The sequence below is a fragment of the Domibacillus epiphyticus genome (assembly GCF_001975785.1).
In the GTDB taxonomy this organism is placed as follows: domain Bacteria; phylum Bacillota; class Bacilli; order Bacillales; family Domibacillaceae; genus Domibacillus; species Domibacillus epiphyticus.
Genome location: NZ_MSFI01000020.1, coordinates 103,872 through 117,141 on the forward strand (window position 1 = coordinate 103,872; position 13,270 = coordinate 117,141).

The 13,270-nt window shown below is 43.1% G+C and carries 14 protein-coding genes; 9 read left to right on the forward strand and 5 right to left on the reverse strand.

Annotation, left to right across the window (positions count from 1 at the left end; translation table 11 throughout):
- The first annotated feature begins 57 nt into the window (after positions 1–57).
- Positions 58–1,800, forward strand: coding sequence for an alpha-glycosidase (locus BTO28_RS12305; RefSeq protein WP_076766683.1), 1,743 nt, complete (start codon positions 58–60; stop codon positions 1,798–1,800).
- A gap of 59 nt (positions 1,801–1,859) precedes the next feature.
- On the opposite strand, the gene BTO28_RS12310 is transcribed toward BTO28_RS12305, so the two are convergent.
- The gene (locus BTO28_RS12310; RefSeq protein WP_076766684.1) at positions 1,860–2,795 is read right to left on the reverse strand and encodes a bile acid:sodium symporter family protein; all 936 of its coding nucleotides are present in this window, start codon (positions 2,793–2,795) and stop codon (positions 1,860–1,862) included.
- Positions 2,796–2,929: 134 nt separating this feature from the next.
- On the opposite strand from BTO28_RS12310, the gene BTO28_RS12315 reads away from it, so the two are divergent.
- From BTO28_RS12315 to BTO28_RS12325, 3 genes are all read left to right on the forward strand, one after another.
- Positions 2,930–3,394 carry a GNAT family N-acetyltransferase gene (locus tag BTO28_RS12315; protein ID WP_076766686.1) on the forward strand — a complete coding sequence of 155 codons (465 nt, stop codon included), beginning with the start codon at positions 2,930–2,932 and terminating at the stop codon, positions 3,392–3,394.
- Between the two features lie 85 nt (positions 3,395–3,479).
- Positions 3,480–4,064, forward strand: a complete 585-nt coding sequence (pduL, locus tag BTO28_RS12320) for a phosphate propanoyltransferase (protein ID WP_076766689.1) — start codon at positions 3,480–3,482, stop codon at positions 4,062–4,064.
- Positions 4,065–4,184: 120 nt separating this feature from the next.
- Positions 4,185–4,988: a YihY/virulence factor BrkB family protein gene (locus BTO28_RS12325; protein ID WP_076766691.1), complete on the forward strand. Its 804-nt coding sequence runs from the start codon at positions 4,185–4,187 to the stop codon at positions 4,986–4,988.
- 3 nt (positions 4,989–4,991) lie between these two features.
- Here the strand turns inward: BTO28_RS12325 and BTO28_RS12330 are convergent, their stop codons facing one another.
- Complete coding sequence (locus BTO28_RS12330; protein WP_076766693.1) at positions 4,992–5,549, reverse strand: hypothetical protein; 558 nt, start codon at positions 5,547–5,549, stop codon at positions 4,992–4,994.
- Between the two features lie 199 nt (positions 5,550–5,748).
- Between BTO28_RS12330 and BTO28_RS12335 the strand changes: the two genes are divergently transcribed.
- Positions 5,749–6,444: a DsbA family oxidoreductase gene (locus tag BTO28_RS12335; protein WP_076766695.1), complete on the forward strand. Its 696-nt coding sequence runs from the start codon at positions 5,749–5,751 to the stop codon at positions 6,442–6,444.
- Between the two features lie 142 nt (positions 6,445–6,586).
- Here the strand turns inward: BTO28_RS12335 and BTO28_RS16825 are convergent, their stop codons facing one another.
- Positions 6,587–7,264 (reverse strand): hypothetical protein, encoded by a 678-nt coding sequence (locus tag BTO28_RS16825; RefSeq protein WP_083711553.1) that lies wholly within the window; start codon positions 7,262–7,264, stop codon positions 6,587–6,589.
- Positions 7,265–7,599: 335 nt separating this feature from the next.
- Positions 7,600–8,505, reverse strand: a complete 906-nt coding sequence (locus BTO28_RS12350; protein WP_076766699.1) for an AEC family transporter — start codon at positions 8,503–8,505, stop codon at positions 7,600–7,602.
- Between the two features lie 327 nt (positions 8,506–8,832).
- Between BTO28_RS12350 and BTO28_RS12355 the strand changes: the two genes are divergently transcribed.
- The 4 genes from BTO28_RS12355 (at position 8,833) to BTO28_RS12370 (ending at position 11,777) form a co-directional block, all read left to right on the forward strand.
- Positions 8,833–9,465, forward strand: a complete 633-nt coding sequence (locus tag BTO28_RS12355; RefSeq protein ID WP_076766767.1) for an acetate uptake transporter — start codon at positions 8,833–8,835, stop codon at positions 9,463–9,465.
- Positions 9,466–9,593: 128 nt separating this feature from the next.
- On the forward strand, positions 9,594–10,355 hold the full coding sequence (locus BTO28_RS12360) for a threonine/serine exporter family protein (RefSeq protein WP_076766701.1): 762 nt from the start codon (positions 9,594–9,596) through the stop codon (positions 10,353–10,355).
- Between the two features lie 13 nt (positions 10,356–10,368).
- Positions 10,369–10,812, forward strand: coding sequence for a threonine/serine exporter family protein (locus BTO28_RS12365; RefSeq protein ID WP_076766703.1), 444 nt, complete (start codon positions 10,369–10,371; stop codon positions 10,810–10,812).
- 50 nt (positions 10,813–10,862) lie between these two features.
- Positions 10,863–11,777, forward strand: a complete 915-nt coding sequence (locus BTO28_RS12370) for a DMT family transporter (RefSeq protein WP_076766705.1) — start codon at positions 10,863–10,865, stop codon at positions 11,775–11,777.
- Between the two features lie 112 nt (positions 11,778–11,889).
- Here the strand turns inward: BTO28_RS12370 and BTO28_RS12375 are convergent, their stop codons facing one another.
- Positions 11,890–13,260 (reverse strand): Asp-tRNA(Asn)/Glu-tRNA(Gln) amidotransferase GatCAB subunit A, encoded by a 1,371-nt coding sequence (locus BTO28_RS12375; RefSeq protein WP_076766707.1) that lies wholly within the window; start codon positions 13,258–13,260, stop codon positions 11,890–11,892.
- Positions 13,261–13,270 lie beyond the last annotated feature (10 nt).

Sequence of the window (13,270 nt, forward strand, 5' to 3'; positions counted from 1 at the left end):
GTATCAAATTATGGTGAAAATAAGCTGTAAAACATGTTGATAAATGTGGGGGATACTATGCTGAAAGAAGCGATCTATCACCGGGCCAAACATAATTTTGCTTATGCTTATGATGAAGAAACTGTTCACATTTTAATGAAATCGAAAAAAAATGATCTTGAACAAGTTGATTTATTATATGGGGATCCCTACATAGTAAAAGACGGTTCCTGGCAGTTTGAACGGAAAGAAATGAAACGTTCCGGCTCCGATGAACTGTTTGATTATTGGTTTGCGGCTGTAAAACCTTTCTTTCGCCGCCTCCGATACGGTTTTAAATGTACGGATGGAAAGGAATCTGTTTTCTATACAGAAAGAGGGTTTTATCGGGAAGCTCCAGAATACAGCGGTGTTTATTTCGCCTTTCCATTTTTACATGCGGTTGATGTATTTAAAGCACCAGACTGGGTGAAAGACACCGTCTGGTATCAAATTTTTCCGGAACGGTTTGAAGACGGGGAAACAAGTTTAAATCCAAAAGGGTCAAAACCTTGGGGGGATCCTCCAGAAAGAAACAGCTACTTTGGCGGTGACTTTGAAGGAGTTTTAAAACGGTTGGATTATCTTCAGGAATTAGGCGTGAATGGGATTTATTTCACACCAATTTTTCAGGCGGAAAGCAATCATAAATACGATACAACCAATTATTTGGCCATTGACCCACAGTTTGGAGACAAACCATTACTAAAAAAGCTCATTCGCGAATGTCACAGAAGAGGGATAAAAGTGATGCTGGATGCGGTCTTTAACCATTGCGGCCGCTGTTTTGCACCTTTTCAGGATGTGTTGAAAAACAAGGAAAAATCGCCGTATAAAGACTGGTTTCATATTCATCGGTTTCCCCTGCAAGAAGGATCTGTTATACATTACGATGCATTTGGATTTGAAGAAACGATGCCCAAGCTTAATACGGAAAATCCGGAAGTGAGAAAGTACCTGCTTCAAACCGCTGTGTATTGGATAAAAGAATTCGATATTGATGCATGGCGTCTTGACGTTGCGAACGAAGTAAGCCATGATTTCTGGCGTGAGTTCCGGCGCACGGTAAAATCAGTAAAGCCTGATGTGTTTATCCTGGGTGAAATATGGCACGACTCAATGGCGTGGCTTCAGGGGGACCAATTTGATTCGGTCATGAATTACCGGTTGGCTGATAGTGTGGTAGATTTTTTCGCCAAGGGAACATTAACCGTGGGTCAATTTATGAATGACGTTGTACACCATCTGCACTCGTACCATTTATCGGTCAACGAGGCTGCTTTTAACTTGCTGGGCAGCCATGATACGCCGAGAATTTTGACCGTTGCAAATGAGGATAAGGACCGCTTGAAGTTGCTATTTGTGTTCCATCTCTCTTTCATAGGAACGCCATGCATCTATTATGGCGATGAAATCGGCATGACAGGAGGAGCAGATCCGGACTGCCGGAAGTGTATGGTATGGAACGAGGACGAGCAGGACAGAGAGTTGTTTCACTTTGTAAAAAAGTTAATTGCCATGCGGAAGAAAATTCGTGCTTTTCGCAATGAAGGGGATTTCGCTTTTCTTCCTCTTCATCCTGAAGTCTTGAGCTACACAAGGAAAAATAAAACGGAAAAGCTGCTTATTATTCTCAATCCAGCAGAACAAGCAGTTGAAGTGGAATTGCCGCCAAATTTCAGGAGCATGAAAGATCTTTGGACGGGTCATGTATTGGAATCTTCTGCAGCTCTTATTCAAAGAAAAGGGTTTTTGATTCTTTATCAACAACAAAAAAGATAGAAAAATACAGAATGAAAGGGATGCCTCAAAATTATTTTGAGGCATCCTTTTTTAAAACATTATCCTTTTCTTTCTGCTTTTCGTGCCCAGTACGTGGCGAGCAGCGGACCTGAGATGTTGTGCCAGAAGCTGAAAATAGCACTTGGCACCGCGGCGAGCGGGCTGAAGTGAGCAGCAGCAAGAGCCGCACCGAGTCCAGAGTTTTGCATGCCGACTTCAATCGCCAGCGCTTTCTTATCTTCATACGGCATTTTGAACAATTTCCCTGCTAAATAGCCAAACAAATACCCGAGACCATTATGTAAAATAACAACGCCGAAAATAAGAAGACCTGATTCAACAATTTTGTCTTTGCTGCCGGATACAACAGCCGCCACGATCGCTACAATTGCAATAACAGAAATAAGCGGCATGACTTCTGTGCTCTTTTTCACCTGTTCTCTAAAGAACATTTGAACAATGAGACCAAGAATAATTGGCAAAAGAACGATTTTGACGACAGACATGAACATCGCTGAAGCAGAAACTTCAAGCCACTCGCTAGCCAGTAAATAAATAAGTGCTGGTGTTAAAACGGGTGCAAGCAATGTGGAAACCGACGTAATTGCGACAGACAATGCGGTATTTCCTTTTGCTAAAAACGTCATGACGTTAGAAGCTGTTCCACCGGGACAGCAGCCGACTAATATAACACCGATTGCAATTTCGGGCTCTAAACGCAATCCTTTTGCGAGAGCAAAAGCAAGAGACGGCATAACAATAAACTGCGCAAGTACACCAATTAACACTTTTTTCGGATGCCGGCCAACCTCTTTGAAATCTTCAACCGACAGCGTCATCCCCATTCCGAACATAATAATGCCAAGTAATATTGAAATGTATGGCGCAATCCAAGTAAATTGTGCGGGGAAGAAAAACGCGAAAGCGGCGAAAACAAGAACCCATATGGCAAATGTTTTGCCGGCAAACCGACTTATGCTAATAAGTAAATTCAATTAGTTTCACCTCCATTCCGATATGATAACACAAATTTATAGTGAATTTTGAATTTTTGCACACTATACTCTGAAATTTTTGAACGAAACAGGTATAATCGTTGTACGAAGATTTTTGAAAGGGGTTACCTCGTATGATTGAACGGCTAAATCATAAAGAAGAAGTGGTGGCAGCGGAAATTTTGGCGCTGCAAATCCCGGGTTATCAAGTGGAAGCGTCATGGATTGGATTTGATGGCATCCCTCATTTACATGATACAGTCCAAACGATTATGGAAAGCGGTGAAACGTTCTTCGGTTTTTTATCAGACGGCGAACTAGCCGGTTTTTTATCGTATAAAGAAGAAGATGGCGCGGCGTTTATACACCGGCTTGTCGTGCATCCCGGCCAATTTCACGAAGGCATTGCCTCTGAAATGATCGCATATTTTTTGGAAGAGGAAGCACAGGGGAGGATCGTAAAAGTAACGACAGGTGCCCAAAATCAAGCAGCGCGTAAACTGTACACGAAATTCGGCTTTCATGAAGTGGAAGAATATTCAACGGAGGCCGGCTTAGAAATAGTTTTAATGGAGAAAGATCAAAAAGCAGAACAATAAAAAGCATGTTCCTCGTATTTTTCCGGTCAAATCATGTAAAATAGGCATGAACAAATTAATGATAAGCAGAAAGGCTGGAAGATAGATGTCATTAACAAACCATGGAACAATTCCGGTGGCCGTTTCAGCGCGCCATGTACATTTGTCACAGGAACATCTTGAAACTTTATTCGGAAAAGGCCACCAATTGACGAAGCGGGCCGACTTGTCACAGCCAGGGCAGTTTGCGGCTGAAGAAACCGTTACGATTGCCGGAAAGAAAAGCGAGATTGCACGCGTGCGCGTACTTGGCCCGTGCCGTCCTGCAACACAAGTAGAAGTTAGCTGGACAGACGCAATGAAAATCGGTGCAAAACCGCCGCTCCGTGAATCAGGTGATATTAAAGGTTCGGAAGCTGTAACAATTACAGGCCCAGCCGGTTCCGTTGAATTGTCAGAAGGGCTGATCATTGCAAAAGCTCATGTCCACATGACGACAGAAGACGCGAAAAAATACAATGTTGAAAACGGTCAAATCGTTACGGTTGAAATGGGCGGCGAACGTCCAGTGTCATTCCGCAATGTCGTCATCCGCGTATCTGATAGCTATGCACTCGAAATGCACATCGACACAGATGAAGCAAATGCAGGGTTTATTTCACAAGGTGCAACAGGTGATATTTGGGCATAATAACTAGAAAGGCTGCCGTGGGCTTACGGCAGCCTTTTCTTTTATGGGAAAAAATTCTGCCTGAACGTCAGTATATTCTTATATAAATTTGGTTAATAAAAGATAAATGAGGTGAAGACAATGATTGTTATGAAGCGAATTCTCAGCCGCTTTTTCGGTGAGCGCTTTTATGATCAGGCTGCCCAGACTGCATATTATATGCTTTTATCCGCGATCCCTTTTATCATATTTATGCTGTCATTCATAAGCTTTTTCCCGATTGATCAGAAAGCTGTACTTTCATTCATGAAACCGTATGCGCCTGGCGAATCGTTCACAATCATTGAAGAGAATGTAACCACAGTACTGTCTACAGGGAAAGGACAGTTGCTGTCACTTAGCTTCATCTTGACTTTCTGGCTGTCATCTATGGCAGTGCAGTCGCTCGGACGATCACTTAATGATGCTAGTGGAATCAAACGGAACTTGTCTTTCTGGAAAGGGCTGCTCCGTGACTTTGGAGTGACGATTATTTTTATGATTTTGGTACCTTTATCAATTGTCATTCCTCTCGCTGAACGTGTTTTACATAGGCTTGCCGCACATTCTAATAAGATGGAAGGATGGTCCGGCTGGTTGTCCATCTGGCCTATTGCCAAATGGGGGATCGGCACATTATTTTTAATCGTATTTTTCATAGCTTTTTACAAGATCGTCCCGAACGAGCGGCACACATTTCGCTATGTTATGCCCGGAGCCATTTTCGTCGCATTCGGCTGGCAAATTGCCTCGCTTTTGTTCGGCAACTATGCAGCCACCTTTAGTTATACGAAATTATATGGTCAGCTGTCAGGCATTATCGTGCTCGTTCTCTGGTTTTACTTAACGGCTGTTGTCATTTTACTGGGAGGGCTTTTAAACGCAGAACAGCAGTCTAGGAAGTAAGCGCTAATTACTGAGATGTGCCAGGCATGTTAAATAGGAGTGCTTTAAGAACAGTTCCCTTGTCGGATGAGGGCTGTTCTCATAATCATCCGCGAGTATATTGAAAAAGTCGTCCGTCGCTTCAAAATAATGCTGAAGAACTGCTTGAGTTTTATCAGGAAAAGGCAGCGCGATGCCGATAAAGTGATCCGTTGCAGCATTCAAAAGGGTCCATCTACGGTCATCGGACCAATTTTTATATGTGCCGTCAACCTGTTTTTTGCCGGCAAAAATAATTGGCTGTTTCCATGCTTCAAGTGTGTTAATGACAGTTGGGCGTGTTGATTTCACCTGTGTTTCTTCCATGTAAAGGGACCATATATTCGAGTGTTCGATAAGCGCGTACCAATCATCAATCGCCGTTTCAATTGAGTCGTGCGTCACATATGTGCTGAGAAGCGGAATCCACTTGTGATACAGGCGATCAAGTTCCGTTTCATCCGAATGCTCTTCGAAATAATCGGAAAACTGATGGCGAATGGAATCCAGCTCCCGAGTGTGGATCGAGGTTATATTGTTCATGTAAAACTCCTTTTTGATTGATTATATCAGAGGAAAGATGGACTGGAATGTGTTATTGAACAAAGTAAGACGGAATTTGTCCATTCATTACAGGTACGAGCTGTTCTAGGAGGAAGCATGTCTTTCAGAAACTGATCCGGGCAGATGAGTTGCACTTCATGTATTTGTGCCCTACTCTAAGGAAAAGGAGTGGACAAAAATGAAAGTGGAAATTTGGTCGGATTTTGCATGTCCGTTTTGCTATATTGGAAAGCGTCGGTTTGAAAAGGCCGTTCGTTTGTTTGACGGGAAGGTGGATATCGAGTTTCGTAGTTTTGAACTTGATGCAAATGCGCCGAAAAAAGCGGATCAAGACATTCATGACTTGCTGGCTGAGAAGTATGGAATGACGCGAGAACAGGCGAAAGCGATGAACAATAAAATGACGGCTCAAGCGAAAGAAACCGGACTTGATTATCAAATGGATACACTAATCCCGGCGAATACGCATGATGCGCATCGCCTGTCTCATTTTGCGAAAGAGCAGGGGAAGATGGCGGAGTTCACGGAACGTGTGTTGAAAGCATACTTCACAGAGTCAAAACATATAGCGGACGTTGAAACATTAGCTCAATTAGCTGAAGAAGCTGGACTTCAGAAAGAAGAGGCGCTGAACGTTCTAAAAAGCGGCCGCTATCGTGATCGAGTGCGAGAGGATCAGGCGGAAGCAGCAGCGGTTGGTGTGCAGGGTGTACCGTTTTTCGTGTTTAATGAGAAGTATGCAGTATCGGGGGCTCAGTCTGAAGAGTCATTCCTGCAGGTGCTCCAGAAAGTGGAAGCGGAGGAGCAGGTGACAGCTGAGAAAACGGAATGGTGTGTTGACGATGATTGTACAGGTCATGAAAGCGGCGATTAAGTATGGTGAAAAACTCATAATCCGGCGACATTCTGTTCTCCGTGTAAAATTACGTCAAAAAACCGCCCAGAATATAGGCGGTTTTTTGACGACCATAAAAGAAAATACATTACAATTACGAATGCGCCCATCGATAAAAAAATTATTTTAATCCATATTCAGTTTTACTGCTGACGGTGCCATTAGAGAAGATAAGACTGGCATACGAGTGTGGGGCAACCCCATCGTAAATAATACTCAAATAATGATTTTCATGGCTATTAAAGCCACTTTCACTGCCCACGCTGCCAGTTCCGCCAACAAGTCTTTGTACTTCCTTATATGTCATGCCGACTTGAATTTTTTCAAATTTTGCAGCTGTTATCGTCACGGAAGAAGAACCGTTACGTGCGTAGTAAATGGATTTGTTATCAAGGGAGCCGTTTATAAATGTTAATGAGAGACGTGTGCTAGAATCGGCCGTTTCCTGAAATGAGTATGCTTCGTATGTATAGCCGTTCGAAGGACTATTCGTTTCTGTGTCGAGTATTCCTTCTGTGCCGATAATCGTTTTTGCTTCGTTGTAGCTTATTCCTTTTTTAATCCGGTTAAAAAGGGCGCCTGTTAGTGTACCTTCTGGAAGATTGGGTGCATTCCCAGCTGTTTCCTTTGTCTTTTGTTCCGCCGCAGTTTCTGGAACGGGCAGATCCGGAAGCGGCGTATGCCGCGTTTCGTTGGGAAACGATAGGAACAGCAAAATGACCGTAACACCGATCATGACAGCAGTTAATACGAGAATGCCCGTTATTCCGAACACTCCAACTTTCTGCCATTTGAGCATGTTTTCACGTTCCTTTTTATGTTATTTTTTCATTATAATCGATATTGAATAAATTTTGTGAATTAAATCAATTTTAAGGAAAAGGGCCTATTAATGGAAAGGGGAACAAATAATATTTTATGCATTTGATTTCCTGTTAAGTGGGTATTTGGGTGAATGTACTGTGGGAAAGAAAGCTGCAACGATATTAAAAACGGTAGTGAGAACCGCTGTTTAAAGAGTGTAGTCACAGCTCGTTTCCGTCACTACTGGCAATATGCCATATTGAAGCTATGTATTTTATAAAAATTATGCTAAAACGCAGAAGCGTCTATATCCTAGTGGGGTCCCCGTTGCTACACGCCTAGAAAAAAGAGAACAAGAGGAAGAGTAATAATACTCAGCAAGGTTGTAAGGAGCGTCGTAAACGAAACAAGGTCCGGTTCCGTGCCGAATTGGATTGCGAACATGGTCGTGTTCGCAGCCGCCGGCATTGCCGCCAGCAAAATCATGACCTCTTTCAGCAAGTCATTAATCGGCATAAATGACACAATGACGACTGCAAGAAGCGGGGATACGACCATCCGGATAACGGTGACCGAATTAACAAATCGGTATGCCACACGCTTCGTTGCAATGACAGCAAGCTGCATGCCTAGCACTAGCATGACGGTCGGTATAGAGGCATCAGCAACAAGGCTGATTGCATCCATGATTGTTGAAGGAATATGTACATTGATAAGCTGCAAGGCTACTCCAAGAATAGCTCCATGAATAACGGGCATCCGCACAACGCGGTGAAGGGACTGCTTCAATGTCGTTTCTTCTTCTCCTCCAAACGAAGCAGCAAATAAACCAATTGTGTTCATTAAAAATGCCTGAAAGACCATAATAATAACCGCATAATCAAACCCGACGGCACCGAACGCGAATAATACAACCGGTGCTCCGTAGTTTCCGCTATTCATAAACACACCGCCCAGAATCATAGCAGCCATTTTTTGCCGAGTCGCTCTCATTAGAAAACCTGTAAGTAGCACGACAATAATTAATAAAAGAGATAAAATAAGGCAAAAAACAATGATATAAACATATTCCATCGTTAAAGCATTTACATAAAAGGTACGAAATGCAAGGAAGGGCGACATTAAATAGAGTGCGGCCATTGAAATAGATTTAATGTCAAATCCGATGCACTTTTGTCCCACGTAGCCGGTCAGAAAAATTAAAAAAGCCGGCAATACAATCATTAATAAGTCCAAAACAGATTCATCTCCGTCCAGTTGATGCTTTTCTTTATCATAACAGAATATTCCTGATCTCAACAATGACCGCAAGAACAAGTTTGTGCACTTTGTTCCTATGGAAAAATGGTGCAGTTTAGGTTACAATATGAAAGGGTATTATGTGGAGAAAATGTGAAACTATTTGAAGACAACATGTATATTGAACCTTTATTTCAAAAGAACCGACTAGTCGGTAAAAATAAGGGATGCATACAAAAGGGGATGTATGCGGTTTCAAATATAGATGTGAATTTCACAACTACTCGCATGATACAAAACGAACAGCAAGGGATGGGAGACAAAATGAACGGGACGAGAGAGGTTAAAATTGTAACGGCTGATCCTTCAGCCATCGGATTATTTGGACTGGCGATTGTTACACTGGTAGCATCCTCGCAAAAACTCGGGTGGACTGAAGGGCTGTCATTTGTTATACCGTGGGCCATTTTTCTTGGCGGTATAGCGCAGATTTATGCATCCATTCTAGATACGAAACTGAATAACACGTTCGGTGCAACAGCGTTTGGCGCGTATGGTCTATTCTGGCTTGCCGTCAGTACATCCTGGTTAATGCAAATGGGTGTATTCGGTGAAATTCTACGTGACAGCGTCGATACAAAACAGTTAGGAATGGTCTTTTTAGGATATTTGATTTTCACTCTTTTTATGACCATTGGGTCTATGGAAACAAATAAGGTGCTATTCATTGACTTCGTTTTAATTGATCTTCTATTTATCGGGTTAACATTAAGCTCGTTTGGCATTATGGAGGATGCGATGCATACGCTAGCAGCCTACTCAGAATTATTAATCGCATTTGTATCTTTGTACGGTGCCGGTGCATCCGTGTTAAACAAGCACTTTGGCCGTGAGTTTTTGCCGGTTGGAAAACCATTTTACTTCTTTAAAAGTAAACAATATAGAAACGCCGCATGATAGAGGGCAGCCGCAAAAGATGTACAATGCGGCTGCTCTTTTTTTTACGCTTATTCCAAGGGATGTGCATGACGGTGCCGGCGGGATAAGCTATAATGAGGGCAATTGACAAAGATTGGAGTGATTTAATGGATGCCAATCTCGAGGAAAAGTATGACATAATGGATGTCAGTTTGCTGGCGGGGAAAATCATGCTGGAGAATGGAGCGGAGACATATCGTGTAGAAGATACAATGGTGCGGATCGCGCTATCCTATGGCATTTTGGAGTCGCATAGCTTTGTAACGCCGACAGGCATTATGTTTTCAATTGAAACGGAGGAGCCGACGAAAACCAAACTGATACGAATTTCGCGCCGGACGACAGATTTATATAAAGTTAGTGCAGTTAACGCGATTTCCCGGCGGATCAGTGCAGGCGAGTTGACAACTGTACAGGCCTATCGTGAATTAAAGGCGATTCAAAAAGCACCCATGTTTTTTTCTTTTTTAATGCAAATCGCAGCGGCAGCGTCGACGAGCGGCTCCTTTGTCATTCTGTTAAAGGGGAGCTGGGATAACGTGATTCCGGCTATGCTGGCAGGCGGACTTGCCTATTTTATCGCATTAAAAGTGTCGGACGTTGTGCCGACAATGTTTTTCTCGGAATTTCTTGCAGCACTGGCAGGTGGAACGCTGTCGTACCTTTGCTATCGAATCGGATTAGGCGGAGATCTTGACCGGATTATTGTCGGATCGCTTATTCCTCTTGTGCCAGGGCTTCTTATTACAAACGCGGTGCGTGATTTAATGGCAGGTCATTTTATTTCGGGTCTTGCTAAAGGGGCGGAGGCATTGTTGACGGCACTGGCAATTGGAAGCGGAATTGCTGTCGTCATGACGTTTATATAAAGGAGGCAAGGCGGTGACGATTTTATATAATATGCTGTTCAGCTTTGTTGCAGCGGCCAGCTTCGGCATCATGTTTAATGTTCCAAAAAATTTGCTCGTGAAATGCGGAACCGTCGGAATGGCAGGGTGGATGGTGTACTTTTTCTTATCTGAAAATGCCGTGGATTCATTGCCTTCTACAGTAGCTGCAGCCTTTACAGTGGCAGTAATTGGTCATCTATATGCCCGAATGTATAAAACGCCGGTCATCATCTTCACCGTTGCCGGAATCATTCCGCTTGTTCCCGGAGGCACTGCTTACCGGGCAATGCGTGCATTTGTGCAAAATGACTACGGCAGCGCCGTCAGTCTGGCCGCCAAAGCATTTATGATCTCCGGTTCTATTGCACTTGGTCTTGTTTTATCCGATGTATTTTATCAGGTGATTTTACGAAAAAAAGTGCCGGCCGGAAAGTGAAATGAAGCTGTGCGAGGGCTTTACTGTTTACAAAAGAAAGAAGGGACACTTTGCAAAATTTTCGACCGTATATCATACTTGTCTTCACTATGATGATTTGGGGATTTAATGTTCCCCTTATCAAAATTCTTGTTAGTACTTTTGAACCGGTGACGATTACGTCGCTTCGGATTTTTACCGCCTCGCTTGTTATTTTTTTGATTCTGGGCTTCATGGGCAAAGTTCATCTTCCTAAAAAAACGCACTGGAAATATATACTCGGCGGGGGCCTGTTTAACGTCTTCTTTCATCATTTATTTCTCGGTCTTGGCGCCGCGGGAACAAGCGCGGTTCACACCGGAATCATTCTCGGCCTCGGTCCGATTTTAACGGCTATTATGTCGATTCTATTCCTTAAAAGCGGAATTTCTTTCTTGCGCATTTTTGGATTTTTCATTGGAACGGCTGGTGTTCTTGTCACGGTACTCGGTGGCGGGAGTGGACTCAGCGGAATGGCACTTGGTGATTTATATATTTTTATTTCTATTGCCACGCAAGCGTTCAGCTTTATTATCGTCAGCCGTGCTGCACGCGAAATGGACCCGCTGCTCTTAACAGGGTATATGCAGCTGTTCGGCTCTCTTGGTATTTTCCTGGCAAGTTTAATGATGGAGCCGGACGGACTCGCTTCTCTGCAAAATGGCAGCCTCACCGCACTTGGCGTATTTTTGCTTTCTGCATGCGGTGCAACGGCAATCGGACACTTAGTCTACAATAACACGATTACGAAAATTGGCCCATCTGAATCAGCCATCTTTCTGAATTTAAACACGTTCTTCTCGATTGTCGGTTCCGCTGTATTATTAAATGAACCGATTTATTACTACCACTGGCTCGGCCTTTTTCTCATCGTACCGGGTGTTCTAATGGGATCGGGCGCGCTCGAAGACATCATCCGGAAGCGTGCCCGTGCGAGAAAAGTGTAATCAGTGCTGTATAAAAAACAGGGCTAGTTCCTCAGCATTTCCCGGGAAATAACTACACTTATATCTTCATACGAAAGACTGGCTGCGTGAATCAGCCAGTCTTTAACTTTATTTATTTTCTAGAAGGTTTAAGACTTTGTTCAAGAGCATAGCCAAATTGGTATAGTTCAGATTCATTTCCATGCTTTGAAATTAACTGTACACCGATGGGAAGATTGCTTTTCGACCAGCCGCAAGGAATTGACAATGAAGGGTTTCCGGTATAATTTGTCGGAGATGTTAATCTTAACAGCGCATGCCGGACACCTTCTTTTTCATTGTTTATTAGGACTTCTCTCTGACCAATATCGGTTGGAAGCATCGGCAGTGTCGGAGCCAGTAAAATATCCACATCGTGAAACGATTGATTATATTCATCAATTAACCGACTTCGCTTCATTTGTGATTCAACATATTCATACCCTTTTACTTCGCGGCTGGCAGCTAACCTTTCGTATACTTCTGTGTCAATATCATCCTTATATTTTTGCATGGTCTTTACATGTACGGCAGCAGCCTCAGACTGAATGGTTATCGCTTGAGCCCAAGCAATCTCGTCCATACAGTTTAGATCAATTTTCTTAATCTCTACTTGCAGCCTTTCGAATAAGGCAATACATTTTGAAATAGCCGCCTGTATTTCTTCATCAACCTGCTGGAAGTAAAACGATGGAATACCAATGACTTTTCCTTTTATGTCCTGTCCAATCAAAGCACTATAATCTTTTCTTTCCGAACGTATAGAATAAGGGTCTTCTGGATCGAAACCGGCAAGAATGTTTAATAGTAATGCATTATCTTTTATGTTCGTTGTGATTGGACCGATATGATCCAGCGTATACGCTAAATCAAATACGCCTTTTTTGCTGACTAACCCAAAAGTTGGCTTCATCCCGACGACACCACAGGCGGATGAAGGAACTCGAATGGAACCGCCAGTATCCGTTCCTAATGTTCCGCTCACCATTCCTGCGGCGACTGCTGCGGCAGAACCGCTGCTTGAACCACCTGAAATCTTATCCGGGTTATGTGGATTGCGGCATGCGCCAAAATAGGAGCGGTCACCTATTGGGCCGTATGCAAATTCGTGGGTGTTCGCTTTCCCAATGATGATAGCTCCAGCATCTTCCAGTTTTTTAACGACAGTTGCGTCAATGTCAGGAAGATAGTTCTCATACACTTTTGAACCCATCGTTGTTCTCATTTTTTTCGTAAAGATTAAGTCTTTTACGGCGATTGGAATTCCGTGAAGAGCACCCCTGTTGTTTCCTGACATTAATTCGCTTTCCAGTTCTTTTGCAGACTGTATTGCTTTATCTGATACGGTAATAAGTGCATTAATTTTAGGGTTTTCCTCAGCGATCACATCCAGCGATTTTTTAACTAAATCAACAGGGGACAGCTCCCTTTTTTTTATTAATGTTGAAGCGGTTAATATATCCATCAGCTATTCA